Origin of the sequence: Actinomycetospora aeridis (assembly GCF_037400275.1) — a bacterium.
Taxonomy (GTDB): Bacteria; Actinomycetota; Actinomycetes; order Mycobacteriales; family Pseudonocardiaceae; genus Actinomycetospora; species Actinomycetospora aeridis.
In genome coordinates, this window is the sequence record NZ_JBBEGL010000009.1 from 139263 (window position 1) to 162238 (window position 22976).

General features: G+C 75.0%; 24 protein-coding genes. 10 read left to right on the forward strand and 14 right to left on the reverse strand.

The features are described from left to right. Positions 1-3: 3 nt before the first annotated feature. The 3 genes from WCD41_RS26435 to coaD all read right to left on the reverse strand — a co-directional run bounded on the left by WCD41_RS26435 (position 4) and on the right by coaD (position 1972). On the reverse strand, positions 4-585 hold the full coding sequence (locus tag WCD41_RS26435) for a YceD family protein (RefSeq protein WP_337718154.1): 582 nt from the start codon (positions 583-585) through the stop codon (positions 4-6). A 71-nt stretch (positions 586-656) separates the two neighbouring features. After that, positions 657-1427: a F0F1 ATP synthase subunit B gene (locus tag WCD41_RS26440; protein ID WP_337718156.1), complete on the reverse strand. Its 771-nt coding sequence runs from the start codon at positions 1425-1427 to the stop codon at positions 657-659. 71 nt (positions 1428-1498) lie between these two features. Beyond that, positions 1499-1972, reverse strand: coding sequence for a pantetheine-phosphate adenylyltransferase (coaD, locus tag WCD41_RS26445; protein ID WP_337718159.1), 474 nt, complete (start codon positions 1970-1972; stop codon positions 1499-1501). Between the two features lie 73 nt (positions 1973-2045). Between coaD and WCD41_RS26450 the strand changes: the two genes are divergently transcribed. Next, positions 2046-2708 (forward strand): GNAT family N-acetyltransferase, encoded by a 663-nt coding sequence (locus WCD41_RS26450; protein ID WP_337718161.1) that lies wholly within the window; start codon positions 2046-2048, stop codon positions 2706-2708. Positions 2709-2733: 25 nt separating this feature from the next. Here WCD41_RS26450 and WCD41_RS26455 read toward each other — a convergent pair whose 3' ends face one another. Next, positions 2734-3108, reverse strand: coding sequence for a hypothetical protein (locus WCD41_RS26455; protein ID WP_337718163.1), 375 nt, complete (start codon positions 3106-3108; stop codon positions 2734-2736). Positions 3109-3230: 122 nt separating this feature from the next. On the opposite strand from WCD41_RS26455, the gene WCD41_RS26460 reads away from it, so the two are divergent. Together WCD41_RS26460 and WCD41_RS26465 are read left to right on the forward strand one after the other, a co-directional pair. Continuing rightward, entirely contained in the window at positions 3231-4124 is an 894-nt protein-coding gene (locus tag WCD41_RS26460) for a hypothetical protein (protein WP_337718165.1), read from the forward strand. Then, positions 4121-4336 (forward strand): hypothetical protein, encoded by a 216-nt coding sequence (locus WCD41_RS26465; protein ID WP_337718167.1) that lies wholly within the window; start codon positions 4121-4123, stop codon positions 4334-4336. Before WCD41_RS26460 ends, WCD41_RS26465 begins: the two co-directional genes overlap by 4 nt. Positions 4337-4360: 24 nt before the next feature. Here the strand turns inward: WCD41_RS26465 and WCD41_RS26470 are convergent, their stop codons facing one another. The 3 genes from WCD41_RS26470 to WCD41_RS26480 form a co-directional block, all read right to left on the reverse strand. Then, positions 4361-4777, reverse strand: a complete 417-nt coding sequence (locus WCD41_RS26470; RefSeq protein WP_337718170.1) for a hypothetical protein — start codon at positions 4775-4777, stop codon at positions 4361-4363. Positions 4778-4952: 175 nt separating this feature from the next. After that, positions 4953-5498 carry a 16S rRNA (guanine(966)-N(2))-methyltransferase RsmD gene (rsmD, locus tag WCD41_RS26475; protein WP_337718172.1) on the reverse strand — a complete coding sequence of 182 codons (546 nt, stop codon included), beginning with the start codon at positions 5496-5498 and terminating at the stop codon, positions 4953-4955. Further along, positions 5495-8875 carry a pyruvate carboxylase gene (locus tag WCD41_RS26480; RefSeq protein ID WP_337718174.1) on the reverse strand — a complete coding sequence of 1127 codons (3381 nt, stop codon included), beginning with the start codon at positions 8873-8875 and terminating at the stop codon, positions 5495-5497. Before WCD41_RS26480 ends, rsmD begins: the two co-directional genes overlap by 4 nt. 124 nt (positions 8876-8999) lie before the next feature. Here WCD41_RS26480 and WCD41_RS26485 point away from each other — a divergent pair, with 124 nt between their 5' ends. Continuing rightward, positions 9000-9716, forward strand: coding sequence for a hypothetical protein (locus WCD41_RS26485; protein ID WP_337718175.1), 717 nt, complete (start codon positions 9000-9002; stop codon positions 9714-9716). An 82-nt stretch (positions 9717-9798) separates the two neighbouring features. Here the strand turns inward: WCD41_RS26485 and WCD41_RS26490 are convergent, their stop codons facing one another. The 3 genes from WCD41_RS26490 to recG form a co-directional block, all read right to left on the reverse strand. Beyond that, complete coding sequence (locus WCD41_RS26490) at positions 9799-10713, reverse strand: alpha/beta fold hydrolase (protein WP_337718177.1); 915 nt, start codon at positions 10711-10713, stop codon at positions 9799-9801. A gap of 196 nt (positions 10714-10909) precedes the next feature. After that, the gene (locus tag WCD41_RS26495) at positions 10910-11833 is read right to left on the reverse strand and encodes a C40 family peptidase (protein WP_337718179.1); all 924 of its coding nucleotides are present in this window, start codon (positions 11831-11833) and stop codon (positions 10910-10912) included. A gap of 409 nt (positions 11834-12242) precedes the next feature. After that, positions 12243-14513 carry an ATP-dependent DNA helicase RecG gene (gene recG / locus WCD41_RS26500; RefSeq protein ID WP_337718221.1) on the reverse strand — a complete coding sequence of 757 codons (2271 nt, stop codon included), beginning with the start codon at positions 14511-14513 and terminating at the stop codon, positions 12243-12245. Positions 14514-14694: 181 nt separating this feature from the next. Here recG and rpmB point away from each other — a divergent pair, with 181 nt between their 5' ends. Then, complete coding sequence (rpmB, locus tag WCD41_RS26505; protein WP_337718182.1) at positions 14695-14883, forward strand: 50S ribosomal protein L28; 189 nt, start codon at positions 14695-14697, stop codon at positions 14881-14883. 13 nt (positions 14884-14896) lie between these two features. On the opposite strand, the gene WCD41_RS26510 is transcribed toward rpmB, so the two are convergent. Together WCD41_RS26510 and WCD41_RS26515 are read right to left on the reverse strand one after the other, a co-directional pair. Continuing rightward, entirely contained in the window at positions 14897-15826 is a 930-nt protein-coding gene (locus WCD41_RS26510) for a Sco1979 family transcriptional regulator (RefSeq protein WP_337718184.1), read from the reverse strand. 103 nt (positions 15827-15929) lie between these two features. Continuing rightward, entirely contained in the window at positions 15930-16172 is a 243-nt protein-coding gene (locus tag WCD41_RS26515; protein WP_337718186.1) for a DUF397 domain-containing protein, read from the reverse strand. 383 nt (positions 16173-16555) lie between these two features. Here WCD41_RS26515 and WCD41_RS26520 point away from each other — a divergent pair, with 383 nt between their 5' ends. Then, positions 16556-16786, forward strand: coding sequence for a hypothetical protein (locus WCD41_RS26520; RefSeq protein WP_337718187.1), 231 nt, complete (start codon positions 16556-16558; stop codon positions 16784-16786). 9 nt (positions 16787-16795) lie between these two features. Here the strand turns inward: WCD41_RS26520 and WCD41_RS26525 are convergent, their stop codons facing one another. Further along, on the reverse strand, positions 16796-17476 hold the full coding sequence (locus WCD41_RS26525; RefSeq protein ID WP_337718189.1) for a uracil-DNA glycosylase: 681 nt from the start codon (positions 17474-17476) through the stop codon (positions 16796-16798). Between the two features lie 84 nt (positions 17477-17560). Continuing rightward, the gene (locus WCD41_RS26530) at positions 17561-17878 is read right to left on the reverse strand and encodes a GNAT family N-acetyltransferase (protein WP_337718192.1); all 318 of its coding nucleotides are present in this window, start codon (positions 17876-17878) and stop codon (positions 17561-17563) included. A 352-nt stretch (positions 17879-18230) separates the two neighbouring features. On the opposite strand from WCD41_RS26530, the gene WCD41_RS26535 reads away from it, so the two are divergent. The 4 genes from WCD41_RS26535 to WCD41_RS26550 form a co-directional block, all read left to right on the forward strand. After that, the gene (locus WCD41_RS26535; RefSeq protein ID WP_337718194.1) at positions 18231-18986 is read left to right on the forward strand and encodes an HAD family hydrolase; all 756 of its coding nucleotides are present in this window, start codon (positions 18231-18233) and stop codon (positions 18984-18986) included. 2 nt (positions 18987-18988) lie between these two features. Then, positions 18989-20440 carry an FAD-binding oxidoreductase gene (locus WCD41_RS26540; RefSeq protein ID WP_337718198.1) on the forward strand — a complete coding sequence of 484 codons (1452 nt, stop codon included), beginning with the start codon at positions 18989-18991 and terminating at the stop codon, positions 20438-20440. Further along, on the forward strand, positions 20437-21603 hold the full coding sequence (locus tag WCD41_RS26545) for an FAD-binding oxidoreductase (protein ID WP_337718200.1): 1167 nt from the start codon (positions 20437-20439) through the stop codon (positions 21601-21603). Before WCD41_RS26540 ends, WCD41_RS26545 begins: the two co-directional genes overlap by 4 nt. Beyond that, a partial coding sequence (locus WCD41_RS26550) for a (Fe-S)-binding protein (protein WP_337718202.1) occupies positions 21600-22976 on the forward strand: 1377 nt, incomplete at its 3' end. The genes WCD41_RS26545 and WCD41_RS26550, both read left to right, overlap by 4 nt.

The window sequence follows — 22976 nt, forward strand, 5'->3', positions numbered from 1 at the left end:
TCCTCAGTTCTCGTTCGGGCCGGTGACGCCGTACTTCTCCTGCAGCGCGGCCCAGCGAGGATCGATTGTCTCACGAGCCTCTCCGGCCGGGACGAAGGCCCACGCCTCCGGGTCCGGGGACTCCGGGCCGGGGCAGTCCTCGCGGCAGAGCGGCGTGACGGGCAGCTCGAGCAGGACCGCGTCGCGCACGGCCGGCTCGAGGTCGATGCGCTCGTCGACGATCCGGCTGACCTCGTCCTCCTCCGACGTCTCGTCGGTCACCGAGTCCGGGTAGGCGTAGAGCTCGGTGAGGTCGACGTCGACGTGGTCGGTGAACGGCTCGAGGCAGCGCGAGCACTCGCCGCGCACGTCGGCCTCGACGCGCCCGGAGGCCAGCACGCCCTCCATCACCGACTCGAGGCGCAGGTCGAGGTGGATCGGCTCGCCGACCGGCACGCCGATCATGTCGAGCCCGAAGCCCTCGGGGGCGGCCACGTCGCGGCGCAGCGTCTTCATCTGCCCGGGCCGGCGCAGCAGTTCGCGCGCGACGTCGACCACCCAGGGGCTGGTCGCGTCGACGGTGGGTTGCGGCTTCTCGCCTGTCATCTCTCGTGTCCCGCCGGGTCTGGCTCGATCGGGCCGGTGCCGGCCCGACCGATCAGTCTACGCGAGCAGGGTCAGGCGCCGAGGCGCTCGCTCCACCGGCGCCAGCCCTCGCGCGGAGCGCTGTCGCGCGACCCGGTCTCACCGGTCTCGTCGTCGTCGCGCGCCCGCGGCGGCCCGGCCGCGCCCGACCCGGCGGGCGCGCTCATCCGCAGCTGGTGGCGGTGGCGCCCGACCGTGTCGAGCACGGACTCGAGCGTCTCGGAGAAGTCGGCGAGGGTGCCGTCGACGTAGTGGTCGCACTCGGCGCGGCGGCGGTCGGCCTCGTCCGTGGCGGCGTCGACGATGCGCTCGGCCTCGACGTGCGCCGCGCGCGTGACCTCGTGCGCCTCGACGAGACGCGCCTGCTCGGTCCGCCCGTCGTCCACCGACCGCTCGTAGTTCTGCCGCCCGGCCTCGACCATGCGCTCGGCCTCGGCCTCGGCGCGCTCGGTGAGCTCGGCGTACTCGCGGCGGCCGCGGCCCACGGTGCGCTCGGCCTCGTGCTCGGCCTCGGCGATCATCTGCTGGACCTGCTCGCGGGCCTCGGCGAGCAGCCGGTCGGCCTCCGCCTGCGCCTCCGACCGGGTGCGCTCGGCCTCCTCGGTCGCGTCCGCGACGAGCTTGTCGCGGTGGTCGAGGACGTCCTGCGCGTCGTCCAGCTCACCCGGGATGGCCTCGCGCACGTCGTCGAGGAGCTCGAGCACGTCGCCGCGCGGCACCACGCAGCTGGTGGTCATGGGGAGCCCGCGCGCCTCTTCGCAGAGGGTCACGAGCTCGTCGAGCGCCTCGAACACGCGGTACACGGTCAGCAGTGTGCCGCCGCCGTCGACGACAGCCGGGGATTCGCCCCGCCCGTCGGCGTGTCGCGCAGCCCTCAGCCCAGGCGCTCGAGCAGGCGGCGGTGCACCTCCGGAGACAGGAACGCCGCCACGTCCCCGCCGCCCCGGGCGACCTCCTTGACCAGCGAGCTCGAGACGTACGAGAAGCGCGGGTCGGTGATGAGGAAGACCGAGTCGACGCCGGTCTGGTGGCGGTTCATCTGGGCCATCGGCTCCTCGAACCCGAAGTCGATCGACGAGCGCAGGCCCTTCACCAGCGTGGCCGCGCCGATGGCGGCGCAGTAGTCGACCACCAGGCCCTCGAACGCGTCGGTGCGCACGTTGGGGACGCCGGCCAGCGCCGTCGCCAGCAGCTCACGACGCTCGTCGACCGTGAAGAGGCCCTGCTTGGTCGGGTTGACGGCGACGGCCACGACGACCTCGTCGAACAGGGCCGCGGCCCGGGTGACGACGTCGACGTGCCCGAGGGTGACCGGGTCGAACGAACCGGGGCACACCGCGATCGCCATGGTCGCGATCTTCCCACGACGGAGACGGAGCGGAGCGGGAGCTCGACCATCGAGACAGGCACCATGCCCTGCTGTGGACGCCGACCTCCTGCGCGCCGACCTCGCGGCGCTCTACCCGCAGTTCGGGCTGCGGGTCGCGCACCGGGGCACGGTGCTGCTCGTCCCCACCGACGAGGAGCTGCTCGAGCTCGCCGAGATCGTCGCCGAGCCGGGCGGCGTCGTGGAGCCCGGCCGCGCCGGCGAGCTGATGGGCTGGCCCGAGGACGAGGGGGCCGTCGCCGCCCGCCGGTTCGTGGAGTGGGCGTGGCGGCTGCGCGAGGCGCCGACCCCGACCCGCTGGCGCGCCCCGTTCGCGGTGCTCGACGGGGGCCGGGTCCTCGGCCTGGCGGTGCTCGCCCACGAGCTCGACGACCCGGCGGGTACGGCGCGCACCTCGTCGTGGCTGGCCCGGGCCGAGCAGGGCCGCGGGCTCGGGCGGCGGGTGCGGCTGATGCTCCTCGAGCTCGCGTTCGGGCCGCTCGGCATGACGCGCGCGGTGACCGCCGCGGCCGTGGGCAACGAGGCCTCCCGCGCGGTGAGCGCCGCGTGCGGCTACCGGGAGACCCACCGCGCCACCGGCTCCGACGGGGTCGTCGAGGTGCACGCGGCCGTGACCCCGGGCGCGTGGCGGAAGAAGCGTCTGCGCGACGTGGACGTCGAGGGCGCGGAGGCGTTCCTGGACGCGATCCGCGGCTGACGCAGCGGGTCGGCGTCAGGTGGCGTCAGGTGGTGAACGCCGTGACGGTCAGCTCGCCGGGGCCGCTGCGGACCTCCCGGTGGACGATCGCGCCGTCGGGGTTGGCGACGCGCTGCTGGGTGCCGTCGGCGGGGAGCCCGGACCCGGCGCGCCAGGCCGACCCGTCGGGGACCCGCACGGCGAGCACCACCTGCGTGTCGATCCCGCCCTGGGTCTCCAGGCGCGTGACGACCGCGCCCGGCGGCAGCGGCGCGAGGGCCGCGAAGCGCAGGGCCCGGTCCACCTGCTCGGCGGTGGGCGGACCGGACGGCTCGCGGGTGACCTCCCCGCGGCAGGCGGACACCGCGAGCACGGCGAGCACCGCCACCACCAGGAGCCCGACGAGGGCGGTCCACCGCACGCCGTCGATGCTGGCAGAGCCGCTGCCTGGGCCGTGGGGAGGGACCGCCTGGGCCGACCGGGCTCGTTTCCGTGCCCGTGCCCGCCGCCCATCCTCCTCGGGCACCCGAGGAGGAGGCACCCATGGCTGACGGTCCCCCGCGTCGCACCCGGCGGAGCAGCTCATCGACCGACGACGAGGCCCCGCCCGCACCGTCGTCCCGCCGGAACGCGCGGCGCGACGGCGAGCGACGGGCCTCCGGGGCGACACGCCCGCGCGCCGAGGGTGGCCGCGCGGAGGCGGGCGGTCGTCCCGACGTCTACCTCGACGTGCCGAAGCTCGAGGTCGAGCACCTGGGACTCAAGGTCGAGGACCTGCGGGCGAAGGTGTCGCTGCAGGCCGAGGTCCTCAACCTGCTCAAGCTCAACGTCGGTGTCGACGCCCAGCTCGGCTCGGTCGAGCTGGAGATCGACGGCGTGCAGGCCGAGGCCACGTTGAAGGTCCGCCTCGACGAGGTCGCCGGGATCATCGATCGCGTCCTGACGACCATCGACCGCAACCCGCAGATCCTCGAGACGATCGCGCGGACCGCACAGGACGCCGTGCGCGAGGTCGGGTCGGGCGTGGGCGAGGCGGTCGGCGAGGTCGGGAGCGCCGCCGGCGAGGCGGTGGGCGAGCTCGGGCAGCAGGCGGGGTCCGCGGTCGGCGAGCTCGGCAGCTCGGTCGGGGACGCCGCCGGCGACGCGGTCGGCGACGTCGGTGGAGCCGCGGCGATCACGGCCGGCGAGCTCGCGGACACCGCGGGCGACGTGGCCGGGACGGTGACGGAGACCGCGAGCGAGGCGACCGGGTCGTCCGGCGAGGGGGGCGAGGACGAGGGCGGCGATGAGCCGACCGTGGTCCGGCGGCGCCGGACCACGAAGAGCACCGACTCCGGGAGCACCGACTCCGGGAGCACCGACGACCCCCCGAAGGGCACCTCACGCCGCGGCTCGTCCAACTCCCGCCCGCGGCCCGCGCGACGGGCCACCGGGTGAGCGGGGACCGGGCGCCCGACGTCGAGTTCCGCTCCTCGGTCCGGGCCCGCCGGCTGCGCTTCCACGCCGAGCCCCGGGTCGAGGTCGACGCCTCCCGCTCCGGGAGCCGGCGGACGAACCTCCCGGACGAGGTCGAGGCGCACGTGACCTACTCCGACGTGCGGGTCGACGAGGCGATCCTGTCCTGGCTCGAGGAGCCCGACGGCTGGTGATCCCCGGCCGCCGAGCCGCCCGGGTCAGCTGCTCGCCCTGCTCCGGCGCCGGCGGCGCGGCTTCTCGGCCGGCGCCTCCTCCGCGTCCTCCGCGTCCTCCGCGTCCTCCGCGTCCTCCGCGTCCTCCGCGTCCTCGGCCTCGTCGTCCTCGTCGACCGGCTCGTCCTCCTCGAGATCGTCGTCCTCGTCCACGAACTCGTCGTCCTCGTCGAGGGGCTCGTCCTCGAGGGGCTCGTCCTCGAGGGGCTCGTCCTCGAGGGGCTCGTCCTCGTCCACGGGCTCGTCCTCGAGCGGCTCGTCCTCGACGTCCTCGATCTCGTCGTCGGCCCGCTCGTCGCGCGGCGGCTCGTCCTCGGTCGTGATGTCGATCCGCACCCGGCGGCCGTTGATCACCACCGACCCGTGCAGGTCGATCGACTCGATGCCCAGACCTTCACCCATGCTGCGGTTCCTCCCGGGTCCACGGGCGGCGGGTACGGGGTGACCCGCCGTGCGGAGCCCGGTCTTCCCCGGCAGGAGGTGCCGGACGCGGCCGGGAGGAGGTCTCCGCGCAAGTGACTCCGGAAGGATCACCGCCTGCCGTCCGGCGCCGTGCTCCGCGCCGCCGGACGCCGCGTCAGGAGACGGTCGCGAGGTAGAGCGTCGTCTCCCCGTAGACCCGGGGGTCGTCGGGCACGAGGCCCTCCGGCCACGCCGGCGCCGGGGACCGCGAGTCGCGCTCGACCACGACGACCGCGTCCCGGCGCGTCCACCGCGGGAGGCGGGCGAGGACCTCGTTCACCGAGTCGACGGCGTCGGTGTAGGGCGGGTCGACGAAGACCAGGTCGACGGGGCTCGGGGTCTTCTTCAGGTACGCGTCGACGGCGCTGCGCCGCACGAGCGCTCCGCGCACACCGGCCACGCCGACGTTGCTCTGGATCACCGCGCAGGCCCGGGGGTCGCGCTCGACGAGGACCGCGGTGGACGCCCCCCGCGAGATCGCCTCGATGCCCAGCGCCCCGGAGCCCGCGAACAGGTCGAGGACCTCGGCGTCCTCGATCACCCCGCGCGCCTCGAGCGCCGAGAACAGAGCCTCGCGCACCCGGTCGGACGTGGGCCGGGTGCCCGTCGGCGGGACGGCGATCTGCCGACCGCCCGCCGAGCCGCCGATGATCCGGGTCACGTGGACAGGACGACGACGAGGTCGCCGCCCTCGACCTGCTGCACCGAGCCGATCGCGAGCCGCTCCACCGTGCCCGCGGTGGGCGCGGTGATCGAGGCCTCCATCTTCATCGCCTCGATCGTCGCGACGGTCGCGCCGGCCTCGACGCGGTCACCCTCGCCGACCTGCAGCGTGACGACCCCGGCGAACGGCGCGGGGACGTGGCCCGGGTCGCTGCGGTCGGCCTTCTCGGCGGCCTTGACGTCGGTGTCGACGGCGCGGTCGCGCACCGACAGCGGCCGCAGCTGGCCGTTGAGCGACATCAGCACGGTGCGCATGCCGCGCTCGTCGGGCTCGGAGATCGCCTGGAGCTCGATGAGCAGCTGCACGCCGGTGTCGATGTCCACCGCGTACTCGCGCTCGGACTCCAGCCCGTAGAAGAACTCCTGGCTGCGCAGCACCGAGGTGTCGCCGTAGGCGCTGCGGTGCTCGCGGAAGTCCTTGGTCGGCCCGGGGAAGAGCAGGTCGTTGAGCGTCGCGGCGCGGTCGGACTCGAGGCCCTTGCGGTCGTCGTCGGTGAGCTCGGCGAGCCCGGGCCGTTCGGTGCGGCCCTCGAGGGCGCGGGTGCGCAGGGGCTCGGGCCACCCGCCGGGCGGGTCGCCCAGCTCGCCGCGCAGGAAGCCGATCACCGAGTCGGGGATGTCGTACTTCGACGGCTCGGCCTCGAACGCCGCCGGGTCGACGCCGGCGCCGACGAAGTGCAGGGCCAGGTCGCCGACGACCTTCGACGACGGCGTCACCTTCACCAGGTGGCCGAGCATCCGGTCGGCGGCCGCGTAGGCGTCCTCGACCTGCTCGAAGCGGTCGCCGAGCCCGAGCGCGACGGCCTGCTGGCGCAGGTTCGACAGCTGCCCGCCGGGGATCTCGTGGGTGTAGACCCGCCCGGTCGGCGACGCCAGGCCGGCCTCGAACGGCGCGTACACCTTGCGGACGAGCTCCCAGTAGGGCTCCAGCGCGTTGACGGCGTCGAGCGAGAGGCCCGTCGGACGGTCGCTGTGGTCGGTGGCCGCGACGAGCGCGGACAGCGAGGGCTGGGAGGTCGTGCCCGCCATCGAGGCGACGGCCGCGTCGACCGCGTCGACCCCGGCGTCGATCGCCGCGGTCAGCGTCGCGAGCTGGCCCCCCGCGGTGTCGTGGGTGTGCAGGTGCACGGGCAGGTCGAAGCGCTCGCGCAGGGCGGTGACGAGCGTGCGCGCGGCCGGCGGGCGCAGCAGGCCGGCCATGTCCTTGATCGCCAGGACGTGCGCGCCCGCGCCGACGATCTGCTCGGCGAGGCGCAGGTAGTAGTCGAGCGTGTAGAGCTTCTCGGACGGGTCGGAGAGGTCGCCGGTGTAGCAGAGCGCCACCTCGGCCACCGCGCCGCCGGAGGCGCGGACGGCGTCGATCGCCGGGCGCATCTGGCCGACGTCGTTGAGCGCGTCGAAGATCCGGAAGATGTCGACGCCGACGCGGGAGGCCTCGGCGACGAACGCGTCGGTGACCTCGGTCGGGTAGGGCGTGTAGCCGACCGTGTTGCGGCCGCGCAGCAGCATCTGCAGGCAGAGGTTGGGGACGGCCTCGCGCAGGCGGGCGAGCCGCTCCCAGGGGTCCTCGGCGAGGAAGCGCAACGCCACGTCGTACGTCGCCCCGCCCCAGCACTCCAGCGAGAGCAGCTCTGGGGTGGTGCGCGCGACGTGCCGGGCGACGTCGGTGAGGTCCCGGGTGCGCACCCGCGTGGCGAGCAGCGACTGGTGGGCGTCGCGGAAGGTCGTGTCGGTGACGGGCACGCTCGTCTGCGCGCGCAGCCACGAGGCGAACCCCTCGGGCCCGAGCTCGCCGAGCCGCTGCCGCGAGCCGTCCGGGGGCGGGACGGACAGGTCCACCGCCGGGAGCTTCTCGCGCGGGTCGACCAGGCGCGGCGGCTCGCCGTAGGGCTTGTTGACGGTGACGTCGGCGAGGTAGGTCATCAGCCGCGTGCCGCGGTCGGCGGGGGCGCGGGCCGCGAGCAGCTCCGGGTGCTCGGCGATGAACGACGTCGTCACCCGGCCCTCGCGGAAGTCCGGCTCGTCGAGCAGGGCCATGAGGAACGGGATGTTCGTGGCGACGCCGCGGACCCGGAACTCGGCGAGCGCGCGCCGGGCGCGGCGCACGGCCGTCGTGAAGTCGCGGCCGCGGCAGGTGACCTTGACGAGCAGCGAGTCGAAGTGCGCGCTGATCTCCGCGCCGGCGTAGGCCGTCCCGCCGTCGAGGCGCACGCCCGAGCCCGACGCCGAGCGGTAGGCCGAGATCATCCCGATGTCGGGGCGGAACTCGTTGGCGGGATCCTCGGTGGTGATGCGGCACTGCACGGCGAATCCGTGCAGCGCGACCGTGTCCTGCGAGAGCTCGAGGTCCGCGAGCGTCTCGCCCGACGCGATGCGCATCTGGGCGGCCACGAGGTCGACGTCGGCGACCTCCTCGGTGACCGTGTGCTCCACCTGGATGCGCGGGTTCATCTCGATGAAGTGGTGGTTGCCGTCGCCGTCGAGCAGGAACTCCACGGTGCCGGCGTTGACGTAGTCGATGGCCTCGGCGAACTTGACCGCGTCCGCGCAGATGCGCTCCCGGAGCTCGGGGCCCAGGTGCGGGGCGGGCGCGATCTCGACGACCTTCTGGTGGCGCCGCTGCACCGAGCAGTCGCGCTCGAAGAGGTGCATCACGTGGCCGTCGCCGTCGGCGAGGATCTGGACCTCGATGTGGCGCGGGTCGACCACGGCCTGCTCGAGGATCACCGTCGGGTCGCCGAACGCGCTCGACGCCTCGTTCATCGCCGCCTGCAGCGCGTCGCGCATCCCGCCGTGCTCCTGCACGAGCCGCATGCCGCGCCCGCCGCCGCCCGCGACCGCCTTGACGAACACGGGGTAGGTCATGGACTCCGCGGCCGCGAGCAGGGTCTCGAGGTCGTCGGACGGGTCGGACGAGTCGAGCACCGGGACGCCGGCCTCGCGGGCGGCGGCGACGGCCTTGTGCTTGTTGCCCGCCATCGCCAGCACCCGCGGCGGCGGGCCGATGAAGGTGATGCCGGCGTCCCGGCACGCCGTGGCGAGTCCCGGGTTCTCCGAGAGGAAGCCGTAGCCGGGGTAGACCGCGTCGGCGCCGGAGCGCTGCGCCGCGGAGATGATCTCCTCGATCGACAGGTACGCGCGGACCGGGTGACCGACCTCGCCGATCTGGTAGGCCTCGTCGGCCTTGAGGCGGTGCTCGGAGTTGCGGTCCTCGTGCGGGAACACCGCCACGGTGGCCGCGCCGAGCTCGTAGGCGGCCCGGAAGGCCCGGATCGCGATCTCGCCACGGTTGGCGACGAGCACCTTGCGGAACATCGAGCGGACCCCTCCTGCCTGCACCACCCGGCACCCGGGCCGGCGGAGGCTACCGCGGTACTCCTGCTGCCGGGCAGCGTCGTGCGGTATCAAGGAGGGAGACGACACAGGCCGGGAGGACACCGTGGACCGACCCCGACGTTCCGCCGCGCCCTGGCTCTACGGCCTCGCCGGCCTGCTCACGCTCCTCTCCCCCGTGATCTTCCTGGCCGTCTGGGTCGCCGCCGGCGACCTCGAGGGCCTCGGGGTCGCGCTGCTCGCCGCGGTGGCCGACCTGGTCGCCGCGATCATCGCCGCGATCGTCGCCACCGTGCTCGCGGTGCGCCGCGGCGTCACGCGCGTGCGCACGGTGGTGCACGGCCACCCGCAGGGCCGGGTCGGGCGCCTCGCGGAGCACGACGCGGCGCGCTGGCACCTCGCCCGCGACCGGTTCGCGTCCCTGCAGGCCGAGTACGCCGCCTTCGAGGCCGACAGGTACGCCGTGGCCGCCCGCCCGGCCCTCGCCGACGTCACGGTGCCGGCGACGGCCCGCTTCGTGCAGGCCATGGGCGACGCGGAGTTCCTCGCCACCGACGAGGAACCGTCGGGCCCCCGGCGCGCCGAGTTCTCGGCCGCCGTCGACCGCGCCGCCTCGGCGTGGGAGGACGCCCAGCGGGTCGCCGAGGGCCTGGCGCAGTCCCGCCGCGGCGGTGAGGCACCGGAGGCGCGCGAGACCCGCGCCGTCGACCCCGCTCCCCCGCGCGTCAACCCGCCCGGGTCGGAGTACACCCAGGCCGCCGACGCCGTCCGCCGGGCCGCCGTCCGCGGCGCCAAGGACCTGCGCGACCGCCTCCGCACCTAGCTCGCCTCCGCGCGCTCTGGTGCAGCGAACGCGCTGTTCGCTGCTTCTATGCGCCGGAAGTCCGCGTTGATCACCGATGGGGTCACCCGCGGACGGCGTCGGCGAAGGCCGCCGGCTGCTCCACCTGGACGTAGTGCCCCGCGCCCGGCACCACGACGACGCGTCGCCGGGGCGCCAAGGGCGTCACCGTCGGGACGGTGAGGTCCGGCGCACCACCCGCGACGACGAGCACCGGCATCGCGAGGGGGCGGGGGTCGGCACGCTGCGCCGCCGCGTCCCGGCCGAGCGCCCGGTAGCGGCCCATCGCGGCGTCGAGGCGCCCCGGCGGCGTGTAGGCGGCGACCGCCTCGTCGAGCGGGAAGGCCGGGCTCCCGGTGAAGGCGACGAGGAACTCCCGCACCCGGGGACGCTGGGCGTCCTCGAGCGCACCCGCCGGCGCCTCGCCGAAGGTCCGCAGGTGCGGCGGCCCCAGCTCGGCGAGCCCGAACCCGGGGACGCCGCCCCCAGCCAGCACGAGACGCGAGACCTGCTCGGGGCGGCTGCGGGCCCAGGCGACGGCCGCCGTCACGCCGAGGTCGTGCCCGACGACCGTCGCCGGCGACAGGTCCAGGGTCGCCGCGAGCTGCGCGAGGTCGGCGGCGATGTCCCCGCCGGCGTAGGCGTCCGAGCCGGCGGGCGCGAACCCCGAGCACCCGGCGCCGCGCAGGTCGGGGACGACGACGCGGTGGTCGGCGGCCAGGTCGGTCGCGACGGCCCGCCACGTGGCCGCGGTCTCCGGGAAGCCGTGCAGGAGCACGACGGCCGGGGCGTCCTCGGGCCCGGCGAGGGTGACGTGGACCCGGGCGCCGGCCGTGTCGACGGCGCGCGTGACGCCACCCGGGACGGCCGGCGTACACGGGTCGGGCGCGGGCGCAGCGGCGCCGCACGCCCCGAGGAGGACGCCGATCAGTGCCAGCAGCGCGCCCAGCGGGCTCGCGGTCGTCCGTCGCCGTCGCACGGTCCGAGGGTGACCGGTGGGCGCGGAAAACCGACCGATCGGCCCGGAACCCGTGTTTGTGGTGCGCGCGACGGGGCTATCCGGTGGGCACAGACCTGGTGAGTGGGAGCTGGGGAGCCTCCGCACACCACATGGTCCGGGCCCGTCGTTCGGGGCGACGGGCCCGGACCCTCTTACTTCAGGTGCGGGGTCGGCCTCAGCCGAGACGCCGGATCGTGTTCAGGTCGTCCATGCGCCGCTCGACGTCCGAGATCTTGACGTCGGAGCCGGTCTGCGGGGCCTCGATCATCTTGCCGCCGCCGATGTAGATGCCGACGTGGCTGACGGGGCTGTTGAAGAAGATGAGGTCGCCGGGCCGCATGCTGCCCTCGCTGACCTCGGTGCCCTCCTGGGCCTGGGCGCGCGAGGTGCGCGGCAGCTCGATGCCGGCCTTCTCGAAGGCCCACTGCGTGAGGCCGGAGCAGTCGAACCCGTCGGGCGAGGTGCCGCCCCACACGTAGGGCACGCCCAGCTGCGCACGCGCAGCCGAGATGGCCTGCTGCGCCACCGACGAGCCGGCGCTGGAGGCCTGCGGCTCCTTCTTCTGCTGCTGGCGCGACGAGGACGCCGCCGCCTGGCGCTCCTGGCCCTGCTGGGCCGTGCGGGCGGCCGCGGCGCGGGAGTCCGGCGAGTCGTGCTTGATCGACTGCTGGGTCGACGCACCCGAGGAGGCGGCGTCGTTGACGACCGGCAGCACCGACGAGGTCGCGGCGCCCGTGTCGTGGGCGGAGGGCGCGATCGCGAGGTTCGCCGACGCGAGCTGCGGGTTGATCGCGTGCTCACCGGTGGCCTGCGGCTCGTCGCCCCCGACCAGGCCGTGGGTCGCCAGGCCGCCGGCGGTCGCGACGGCGCCGAGGGCGGCCAGCGACAGCCCGGCGGTGCGCGCGGCACGCGAGAGCGGGTGGGTGGCCGACCCGTGGGGAGCGCCCTCCGGGCGGCCGTGCCGCCCGTGGCCGGACCGCGTGCGGCGGTCGGCAGGGATGGCACCCATCGAACCGGTCGTCGCGTCCTCGGGGGCGCGGTGACGTCCCTGCGGACCGCGAGGGGTCACCTCACCGATCTCGGGCAGCACAGCCGTCATGCGGAACTCCACGCCCGCCGGGCAGCGCTGCGCGAATCTGGGCCGTGGGGACGACCCGGGTCCGCGGACGGCGGGCCGCTGGGGAGCTGCGGCGCGACGTCGGTCACCCGCCCCGTCCTGGGAGAACGTGCGCTCCGGGGAGGCCGCCGGACGGGGAGTCGGACGAAGCGGCCGAGCGCGCCGCCCCGCTGATGCCGGGCGACGACCAGAACGTAACCGATCCGTGACCGTCCCCGTCCACGCCACGCCGTCACAGCGCGCTCGCCGGTCGTCGCACCGCGCTCATCGGCAGGGTCACCGGGAACCTGAACCGCTCGCCGCGGGACTGCCCCGATCCGGTGAGGACGAGCGGCCGTTCTCACCCCTCGTCGACGCCGGCACGCCGCGGTTGCGGCCGGACGAGCGGTGCCTACAGCCGATCGAGGAAGGCTGCCTCGTCCTCGCCGACCACCGACCGCACGAGTCCGGCCAACCCCGGGTGATGCGCGAGCGCCGGATCGCCGGCGACGACGGCCCGCGCCTCGTCGCGCGCCTCGGCGACCAGGTCGCCGTGTCGGAGCACCGAGAGCATGTTCAGCCCGGAGCGTCGCCCGGACTGCTCGGCGCCGAGCACGTCGCCCTCGTCGCGCACCTCGAGGTCGATGCGCGAGACCTCGAATCCGTCCGGCGTGACCGCCAGGCGTTCGAGGCGCTCGAGCGCGGGCGAGCCCTCGACGGCCTGGGTGACGAGCAGGCACGACGACGCCGCCGCGCCGCGCCCCACGCGGCCGCGCAGCTGGTGCAGCTGCGAGACCCCGAACCGGTCGGCGTCCATGATGATCATCATCGTGGCGTTGGGGACGTCGACGCCCACCTCGACCACCGTGGTGGCGACGAGCACGTCGATCCGGCCGTCGGTGAACGCCCGCATCACCGCGTCCTTGTCGTCGGTGGGCATGCGTCCGTGCAGCACCTCGAGGCGCAGCCCCGACAACGGGCCCTGGGCGAGCATCGGGCCGACCTCGGTGACCGCGAGCGGCGGGCGCTGCGTCTCCTCCTGCTCGTCCTCGCTAGGCGGCTGCAGCGCGCGGAGGGCCTCCTCGAAATCGTCGGGACCGGAGTCCAGCGGATCGAGCAGGTCGTCGGCCGGGGGCTCGGGCTGCGCCTCGCCCGGCTCGCGGTCGGCGTCACCGCCCTCCTCGCCGATGCGCGGGCAGACGACGTACACCTGGTGGCCCGCGGCGACCTCCTCGTGCACGCGTTCCCACGCCCGCTCCAGCCACCGTGGCTTGACGCCCGCCGGCACCGCGGTGGTGGCGATGGGCTGCCGCCCCTTCGGCAGCTCGTCGAGCTCGGAGGTGTCGAGGTCGCCGTAGAGGGTGAGCGCGACCGTGCGCGGGATGGGCGTCGCCGTCATCACGAGCACGTGCGGCGTCGTGGGGCCCGGGCGCGAGCGCAGCTCGTCGCGCTGGTGCACCCCGAAGCGGTGCTGCTCGTCGACGACGACCAGGCCGAGATCGGCGAAGCCGACGCTCTGCTGGATGACCGCGTGGGTGCCGACGACGATGCCCGCAGCCCCGGACTGCGCGTCGAGCAGCGCCTGGCGCCGCGCCTTGGCGCCCAGCGAGCCGGTGAGCAGCACGACCCGGGTGGCGTGGTCGGGATCGGCGTCCAGCTCCCCGGCGCGACCCAGCGGGCCGAGCATCGCCGAGAGCGAGCGGGCGTGCTGGGCGGCGAGCACCTCGGTGGGGGCGAGCAGCACCGCCTGCCGTCCGGCGTCGACCACCTGGAGCATCGCCCGCAGCGCGACCATCGTCTTGCCCGACCCGACGTCCCCCTGCAGGAGACGGTTGAGCGGCTCCTCCCCGGCGAGCACCTCGGCCAGCGACTCGCCGACCTTCTGCTGCGCGCCGGTCAGCGTGAACGGCAGCCGCGCGTCGAACGCCGCGGCCAGACCGTCGTCCCTCCGGGCGCACACCGGAGCGGGACGGGTGGTGGCGCTCGCCCGCCGGCCGATCATCGCGAGCTGCAGGCCGAACGCCTCGTCCCACACCAGGCGGCGCCGCGCCCACTCCTGCTCCTCCCGGGTGTCGGGCAGGTGCATCCGGCGCAGGGCGTCGCCCAGGGAGGCCAGGCCGTGGGCGGCCCGCAGGGTCTCCGGCAGCGGGTCCTCGGGGTCGTCGAGCAGGGCGAGCACCTGCCGGACCGCCATCATGATCACCCAGGACCGCAGCTTGCGCTTCGCCGGATAGACCGGGATGAGCCCGGGCAGCTCGGAGCTGGCGCCCGCCCCGAGCACGATGAACTCGGGCGCGACGACCTGCCACATGTCGCGGTAGCGCTTGAGGTCGCCGGAGAACAGCGCCGTCGTCCCCACGGCCAGGTCGCGCTCGCGCCAGGGCTGGTTGAAGAACGTGCACGTGAACCGGTGGCCGCCCGCCGACACCTGGAGCTCGAGGACGTGGCCCTTGCGCTGGCGCATGCGCCGCCCCTGGGCCGCCTCCACCCGGCCGAGCAGCGTGACGTGCTCGCCGGGGCGGAACCGCCGGTCCTCCCTCTCGGAGGTGTGGGTGATCGCGTTGTGCTCGATGTAGCGGCGCGGGTAGTGGCGCAGCAGGTCGCCGACCGTCTCGAGCCCGAGCTGGCGGGCGAGCGGCCGGGCGGTCTTGTCACCGAGGGCGGTGCGCAGCGATGTGTCCATGCCGACCACACCGACGAGGATGTCACCCGGCACCGACAACGGTGGACGGGCCGGACCCGGCGACGGGCGCGGGACCCCGCCGGACGGGCTCGGCGCACGGCTCGGTTACGCTGGACGGCAATGCGCACCGCCGTCGAACGGTGTGGGTGCGGGAATCGTCAGCGTGTCGAGGAGTTCAGCCGTGAGTGCCGTCTGTGACGTGTGCGCGAAGGGCCCGGGGTTCGGGAAGTCGGTGTCGCACTCGCACGTGCGCACGAATCGTCGTTGGAACCCGAACGTGCAGGTCGTGCACACGCGCCTGGACAACGGCAACCGCAAGCGCATGAACGTCTGCACCTCCTGCCTCAAGGCCGGCAAGGTCGCCCGCTGACCCTCCCCCGGGTTCAGCCGAGCTCGGCGCGCATCGCGCGTAGCGCGTCCCGGGTCTCGTCGGGCGGCAGCGCCTGGACGCACAGGAGCTCCATCGTGGCGAGGTAGTCATCCACGTCGGAGCGCTTGTCCAGGTAGAGCGCGCTGGTCAGCTGCTCGAGGTACACCACGTCCGGCACCGCGGACTCCCGCGGGAACCGCAGGATGCTGAACGGGCCGCCCGCCCCGGCGTGGCCGCCGTGCCCGAACGGCACCATCTGCACGACGACGCCACGGCGCTCGGAGACCGCGAGCAGGTGGTCGAGCTGCTCGCGCATCACCGCGGGCCCCCCGGTGAGCCGGCGCAGGGCCGCCTCGTCGAGCACCGCCCACAGGCGCGGCGCGTCCTCGCCGTCGAGCACCTGCTGGCGCCGCAGCCGCAGCTCGACGCGCCGCTCGACCTCCTCGTCGGCCATCGACACGTGCCCCAGGGCGGTCACGTGGCGCACCATGGCCTCGGTCTGCAGCAGTCCGGGCACGAACTGGGGCTCGTAGGTGCGGATCTGGCTCGCGGCCTGCTCGAGGCCGACGTAGGTCTCGAACCACGACGGCAGGAGGTCGGAGTACCGGTGCCACCACCCCGGCGTGTTGGCCCGGCGGGCGAGCCCGAGCAGGGCGTCGCGCTCGTCGGCCTCCTCGACGCCGTAGAGCGTCAGCAGGTCGTCGACGTCGCGCTCCTTGAACCCGGTGCGCCCGTTCTCCAGCCTGCTGATCTTGGCGTGGGAGCCGCGGATGCGGTCGCCCGCGGCCTCCCGGGTGATCCCGGCGCGCTCACGCAGGGCACGCAGCTGGTGCCCGAGCATGATGCGCAGCACGGTCGGCCCGCCGCCGGGGGCGTCACGGATGTCGCGCGGTGCCGGACCCTGCGGGAGCTCGGCGTCCGCGGGTTCCCCGGATGGGGCCACGCCCGTACCTCCACCAGCCTGCGGCGCGGCGCGCGGGAGCGCGCCCGGACAGTGAGACGACCGTAACAGTCGGTCTCCGTCCGGACGGGACGAGCGGTGTGTCTCAGGCGCCTTCGGCCAGGAGGTCGTCGAAGTCGCCGTCCTTCGCGCCCAGGAGGAAGGCGGTCATCTCCGCCCGCGTGTAGACCAGGACGGGCCCGTCGCGGTGGCGGGAGTTGCGCACCGCGACCCCGCCGTCGGGCAGCGGGGCCACCTCGACACAGTTCCCCTTGGGGTTGCTGCGGCGGCTCTTGCGCCACGCGACGTCGTCGGACCTCGCGCCGCGGGCTGGCGTCGGCTCGGGCATGCGACCTCCCCCGGGGTCGTGCAACGGCTCTCGGCGGTGCAGATGTTCTTGCATCTGCACAGTACGTCGGTCAGGATCGACCTCGTCGCCGACGTCGGGGAGAGCGACGAACGGAGGTCCGCGTGAGCCAGCCGGGACGCCCAGGATCCCCTGGGCGAACTCCTGAGCCGCTCAAGGTCGTCTCCGAACGTCTCACCGAGGACGAGGCCCGGTCGGTGGCCGCCGCGCCGGCGCCCCCCGCCGCGGCACCACCCGCTGCCCCGACCGGTCCGCTCCCGACGCCCCGGCGACCCGCCGCCGCGACATCCGGGTGGGGCCCTCCGTCGTCGGTCGCCGGCTGGGGTCCGCCGTCGACCGCGATGCCGTCCGCGATGCCGGCTGCGATGCCGGCTGCCGTGCCCGTGGCGGTCCCCGCCTCCGCCGTGCCGGTCCTCGCCCCGCGGGCACCGCTGCCGGTGGTGGCCCCGCACCCCCGGCGACGGTTCTCCGACCTGTGGCGCCTCGTGTTCGCGCGCCGTCGCGCCGGGCGTCACCGTCCGGAGACCACGCCGCCCCACAGCTGGGGCATGATCTCTCCGCAGCGTCGGCGCCGCCGTCGCTGGGGTCGGCGCTGAGCGCCGCCCCTAGGGCAGGCGCCAGTCGACGGGCTCGTCCCCGAGCTCGCTCAGGTACTCGTCGACGCGGCTGAACGGGCGCGAGCCGAAGAACCCGCGGTCCGCGGACATCGGGCTGGGGTGCGCGGACTCGACGGTCGGCACCTCCTCGCCCAGCAGCGGCTTGACCGTCTGGGCGTCGCGGCCCCACAGCACGGCGACGAGCGGCTGGTCGGGGCGCGCGACGAGCGCCGCGACGGCCGCCTCGGTGACCTTCTCCCAGCCCTTGTTGCGGTGCGACCCGGGTGCGCCGGGCCCGACGGTGAGCACCCTGTTGAGCAGCAGCACGCCGTTCGCCGCCCACGGCGAGAGATCGCCGTTGCCGGGTGGCGGGTGGCCGAGGTCGCTGGAGTACTCGCGGAAGATGTTCTGCAGGCTCTTCGGCAGCGGCCGCACGTCGGGGGCCACGGAGAACGACAGGCCGACGGCGTGCCCGGGTGTCGGGTACGGGTCCTGGCCCATGATCAGCACGCGCACGCTCTCGAACGGCTGCTGGAACGCGCGCAGGACGTTCGCGCCCGCCGGGAGGTACCTGCGGCCCTCGGCGACCTCGGTACGCAGGAAGTCGCCCATCGCCGACACCGTGTCCGCGACCGGCTCGAGCGCCTCGGCCCAGCCGGCCTCGACGGATTCGGACAGGGGTCGGGCCACGGTGGGAGCCTCCGGACGACACGGGTGACGGGCGTCCGCGACGCTAGCGCCCACCGGGCCGGTGCCCCGCACCCCACCCGGTGGTCACGGAGGTGGGGCGAGCCCGCGGGCGAAGCAGAGGCTCGAGGGCTCGTCGCGGTACGTCCCGTAGCGCGGGATCGCCACGTAGCCGCGGGCGCCGTAGAACGCGAGCGCCTCCGGCTGCTCGGTGCCCGTCTCGAGCACGGTCCGCCCGCAGCCCGCGGCGCGCGCGGTGCCCTCGAGCTCGGCGAGCACCGCGGTGGCGACCCCCCGGCGCCGGTGCGCGGGGTCGACCCACATGCGCTTGATCTCCGCGTCGCCCGGACGCAGCACGCCCTCGTCGCGGGCGTCGATCGTCGCGGCGTCGTGACGCCGCAGCACACGGGACCGACGCCGGGCAGGCTGCCGAGCAGGAAGATCCCGCGGGGCGGCGCGAACTCGGCGGGGTCGACGGGCGTGCGGTCGGCCCCGCCGTAGCGCTCGACGTAGAACGCCTGCACGGCGTCGACGAACCGCACGCTGTCGGGGTCGTCGTACGCGGCGACGCGGAAGGTGACCGCCCCACCCGACGGAGCGACCGTGGCGTTCGCTGCTTCTCCGCGCTCGAACGCCACGCCCGCTTCGTACCAGACGGCGTGATCGGTCGATCAGCTCGTCGGCGGGCAGGATGAGGAACTCGACGTGGTCGGCGGTCACCCTCTGGCCGTCGTCGAGCTGCCGAGGAGGACATGACGTGACCCCGACCCCCCGTGTCGCCGTCTGCTGGGACGTCGACGGGACGCTGCTGCTCGGCGGAACGATCGGGGTCGAGGTGCTCGGCGCCGCGTTCACGCAGGTCACCGGCCACCCGGCCCGGTTCGACGCGATCCGGATGGGTGGGCACACCGACTGGCTCATCGGCGAGGCGCTGCGCGACGCGCTGGACGCCGAGGACGCCGACGCGGTCACCGCGCGGGGCGACGACTTCGGCCACGCCATGATCGCCGCGGTCAGCGAGGGCTGGCGCCGCCGAGCCGGCGACCTCCCCGCCGTCGCGCACACCCTGCCCGGCGTCCCCGAGACCGTCGCCGCGCTCGCCGCCGAGCCGGGGGTCGTCCAGACCCTCACGACGGGCAACGTGCGCGTCGGCGCGACCGCGAAGCTGTCCGCGGTGGGTCTCGCCGACGGCCCGATCGACCTCGGGCTCGGCGGCTACGGCGAAGGTCCCGGCCTGCGGGTCCGCGTCGTCGAGCAGGCCCGCGACGCCCTGGCCGCCCGCTTCGGACGGGTGCCGACCATGGTCGTCGTCGGCGACACCCCGCGGGACGTCGAGGCCGCGCACGGGGCCGGCGCGATCGCGGTGGGTGTCGCCACGGGCCGCTCGTCGGTCGGGGAGCTGCGGGCCGCGGGCGCCGAGCACATCTTCGACGACCTCGCCGACCCCGCCCGTCTGGTGGCGGTCGTGCGCTCCGCGGGCGAGGATCGTCCCGCAGCGGAAGCGGGGAGGTAGCCATGCTCGACGCCGCCATGGTCCGGGAGTTCACGGATCTCCTGTCGGACAACGGGGTCATCACCGACGAGGTGGGCCTGCGCAGCTACGAGTGCGACGGGCTCACCGGCTTCCGGCAGGTCCCGGCGCTGGTCGTGCTGCCGCGCGACGCGCAGGAGGTCGCCGGCGCGGTACGGCTCTGCGCGAAGTACGGGATGCCGTTCGTCGCGCGGGGGGCGGGCACCGGCCTGTCCGGCGGCGCGATGCCCGTCGCCGACGGCGTGGTGATCTCGCTGCAGAAGCTGCGCCGCATCCTCGAGATCGACGTCGAAAACCGGCGCGCGGTGCTCGAGCCCGGCGTCTACAACCTCGAGATCTCCAAGGCCGCCGCGCCCTACGGGCTGTACTACGCGCCCGACCCGTCGAGCCAGCAGGTCTGCACGATCGGCGGCAACGTCGCCGAGAACTCCGGCGGGGCGCACTGCCTGAAGTACGGCTTCACCACCAACCACGTGCTGGAGATGGAGGTCGTGCTGGCCGACGGCTCGGTGGCCACCCTCGGGGGCCCGACCGGCGAGCAGGCCGGCCCCGACCTGCGGGGGCTCTTCATCGGCTCGGAGGGCACCCTCGGCGTCTGCACCAAGGTCACGGTGCGGCTGCTGCAGACCCCGGAGACGGTGCGCACCGTGCTCGCCGACTTCCCGTCGATCGAGGCGGCGGGCGACACCGTCGGCGACATCGTCGACGCGGCGATCATCCCGGCCGCGGTCGAGATGATGGACTCGCTGGCGATGGAGGCGTCCGAGGCCGCCACCGGCGCCGGACTCACCGTCGACTCCCCCGCCGCGCTGATCATCGAGCTGGACGGGCCCGCCGACGAGGTCGAGGCGGAGTTCGAGCACCTCACGGCCATCTGCGAGCGGCACGGCGCCACCCGCCTGCACGTGCCGACCGAGGCCGAGGAGCGCCAGAAGGTCTGGAAGGGACGCAAGGCCGCGTTCGCCGCGGTCGGGCGGATCAGCCCCGACTACATCGTCCAGGACGGCGTCGTCCCGCGGACCCGGCTGGCGGAGGTGCTCACCCGCATCGCCGAGATGGGCCGCGACGCCGGCCTGCGCGTCGCCAACGTCTTCCACGCGGGCGACGGCAACCTGCACCCGCTGGTGCTGTACTCGGAGTCCGCCGGCGAGCACGACGCCGCGGAGAAGCTCTCCACCGACATCGCCGAGCTCTGCGTCGAGCTGGGCGGGTCGCTGTCGGGCGAGCACGGCATCGGCACCGACAAGGCCTGCTCGATGCCCACGATGTTCTCCGCGGACGACCTCGGCGTCATGCACCGCGTGCGGCTGGCGTTCGACCCGGACTCGCGGTGCAACCCCGGCAAGCTCTTCCCGACGCCCCGGCTGTGCGGCGAGCGCCCGGGCAAGTACGCGCCCCATCCCCTCGAGGAAGCCGGAGTGATCGAGCGCCTGTGAGCACCACCGTCACGCCCACCACCGTTGACGACCTGCGCGACGCCGTCCTCGACCGTCCCGGCACCCTCCGTGTCGCCGGGGCGGGCACCGCCGCCGACTGGGCCGGGACCCCTGCCCCCGCCGACACGGTCCTCGACCTCACCGGGCTCTCCGGGATCGTCACGCACAACCCCGGCGACATGACCGTCGAGGTCCGCGCGGGCACGCCCTTCGCCGCGCTGCAGGCCGAGCTGGGCGAGCACCACCAGCGTGTCGCGGTCGACCCGGCGCGGGCCGCGGAGGGCGCCACCCTCGGCGGGCTGTTCGCCACCGCCGACTCCGGACCGCGCGCGCTGCAGTACGGGTCGCTGCGCGACCTCGTGATCGGCGCGACGATCGTGCTCGCCGACGGCACCGTCGCCCGCTCGGGCGGGCACGTGATCAAGAACGTCGCGGGCTACGACCTCACCAAGGTGCTGCACGGCGCCCACGGCACGCTCGGCGTGATCGCCGGGCTCGTGCTGCGCCTGCACCCCTCCCCGCAGGCCACCGCCACCGTGGCCGTGCCGTGCGACCGGGCCGCGTCGGCCGACCTCGCCCGCCGGATCGCCGACAGCCCGGCCGAGGCGGTCGCGGTCCAATGGCACGGTGTCGCTGGTCAGGGAGGCCGCCTGCTCGCCGACGTCGAGGGCTCGGAGAGCGGTGCCGACGCCCGGGCCCGGCGCCTCGCCGACGCCGTCGGCGGCGAGCTCCTCGCCCCCGACGACGCGGCCGCGGCGTGGGAGGCGCACGCGGTGGCGGTCCGCGCCCGTCCCGACGGCCGCGCCGTGCTGCGGTTCGGCGTCGTCCCCTCGGCCCTGACGGGCGTGCTGGACGGGCTCGAGGCCGACGCCGGCGACCTGGGCGACGTCACCGCATCCCCGCGGACGGGCGTCGCGACGGTCGCGCTGCCCGCCGACGCCGACGTCGTCGCGGCCGCCCACCGGCGCGTCGCCGCGGCCGGCGGCACGTCGACCCTGCGCCAGCGCCCGACCGGGGCCGACCTCCCCGCGTTCGGGCCTGCGCCCGCGTCGGCGGTGGTGCTGCGCGCCGTCGCCGCCTCCCTGGACCCCGACCAGCGCCTGGGCCGCGGCCGCCTGGCCCCGTGGGTCCCCACCCCCGAGTCGACCGGAGTGAGCGCATGACCACCCACCCCACCACCGGCCCGGGGCCCGACTTCTCCTCCGAGCGCGGGGAGAAGGCCGCGCCGGAGCGGGCCGACGTCCTGGCGACGGGCGACCACGGCTCCTTCGACGACCACCACCCGCCGGCGCAGGAGCTGCTCGACGACTGCGTGCACTGCGGCTTCTGCCTGCCGACGTGCCCGACCTACGCGCTCTGGGGCGAGGAGATGGACTCCCCGCGCGGGCGCATCTACCTCATGGAGATGGCCGAGAAGGGCGAGATCCCGCTCGAGGGCGCGTTCACCACGCACATGGACCGGTGCCTGGGCTGCATGGCGTGCGTGACGGCGTGCCCGTCGGGCGTCCAGTACGACCGGTTGCTCGAGGCGACGCGACCGCAGATCGAGCGCAACGTGCCGCGCTCGCGGGCGGACCGGCTCTTCCGCGAGGCGATCTTCGCCTTGTTCCCCTACAAGCGCCGGCTGCGCGCGGCGTCGATCGGCGGCGCGCTCTACCAGAAGCTGCGGCCGAAGAGCATGGACAAGGTGATGGCGAAGCTGCCGTCCCGGCTCGCCGCCATGGAGTCGCTGCTGCCGCCGGTGAAGGTGCGCGAGGCGTTCGCCCGCATCCCGGCCCGGACCCCGGCGGTCGGTCCCCGTCGCGGCCGGGTCGGCCTGCTCACCGGCTGCGTGCAGGACGTGTTCTTCCACCCGGTCAACGAGGCGACCGTGCGTGTCCTCGCCGCCGAGGGCTGGGACGTGATCGCGCCGCGGGAGCAGACGTGCTGCGGGGCGCTGGGCCTGCACGCGGGGCGCGAGTCCGAGGCGATCGCGCGGGCGAAGAAGCTCATCGCGACGTTCGAGCGCGCCGGGGTCGACACCGTCGCGACGAACGTCGCCGGGTGCGGGTCGTCGATGAAGGAGTACGGCGAGCTGCTCGCCGACGACCCCGAGTGGGCGGAGCGGGCGTCCGCCTTCGCCGCGAAGGTCCGCGACATCTCCGAGGTCGTCGACGAGACGCTCGCCGACCCGCGGGCACGCCGACACCCCGTCGAGGCGAAGGTGGTCTACCACGACGCCTGCCACCTCGGGCACGCCCAGAAGATCCGGTCCGAGCCGCGGCGGGTGCTGCGCGCGATCCCGGGCGTCGAGCTCACCGAGCTGCCCGAGGCGGAGATCTGCTGCGGCTCGGCGGGGATCTACAACATGCTCCAGCCCGAGGCCGCGGGCGACCTGGGCCGGCGCAAGGCCGACAACATCCGGGGCACCGGCGCCGACGTCCTCGTCACCGCCAACCCGGGCTGCCTGCTGCAGATCCGGAAGTACCTGGAGGGCGAGCTCCCGATGCTCCACCCGATCCAGCTCGTCGACGCCTCCATCCGCGGCGTCCGGCCG

Excerpts from the sequence above, each read along its gene's own strand:
- WCD41_RS26435 (WP_337718154.1), bottom strand. The coding sequence starts at position 585 with ATGACAGGCGAGAAGCCGCAACCCACCGTCGACGCGACCAGCCCCTGG.
- coaD (WP_337718159.1), bottom strand. The coding sequence starts at position 1,972 with ATGGCGATCGCGGTGTGCCCCGGTTCGTTCGACCCGGTCACCCTCGGG.
- WCD41_RS26460 (WP_337718165.1), top strand. The coding sequence starts at position 3,231 with ATGGCTGACGGTCCCCCGCGTCGCACCCGGCGGAGCAGCTCATCGACC.
- WCD41_RS26470 (WP_337718170.1), bottom strand. The coding sequence starts at position 4,777 with ATGGGTGAAGGTCTGGGCATCGAGTCGATCGACCTGCACGGGTCGGTG.
- WCD41_RS26480 (WP_337718174.1), bottom strand. The coding sequence starts at position 8,875 with ATGTTCCGCAAGGTGCTCGTCGCCAACCGTGGCGAGATCGCGATCCGG.
- WCD41_RS26495 (WP_337718179.1), bottom strand. The coding sequence starts at position 11,833 with ATGACGGCTGTGCTGCCCGAGATCGGTGAGGTGACCCCTCGCGGTCCG.
- recG (WP_337718221.1), bottom strand. The coding sequence starts at position 14,513 with ATGGACACATCGCTGCGCACCGCCCTCGGTGACAAGACCGCCCGGCCG.
- WCD41_RS26515 (WP_337718186.1), bottom strand. The coding sequence starts at position 16,172 with ATGCCCGAGCCGACGCCAGCCCGCGGCGCGAGGTCCGACGACGTCGCG.
- WCD41_RS26520 (WP_337718187.1), top strand. The coding sequence starts at position 16,556 with ATGCCGGCTGCCGTGCCCGTGGCGGTCCCCGCCTCCGCCGTGCCGGTC.
- WCD41_RS26540 (WP_337718198.1), top strand. The coding sequence starts at position 18,989 with ATGCTCGACGCCGCCATGGTCCGGGAGTTCACGGATCTCCTGTCGGAC.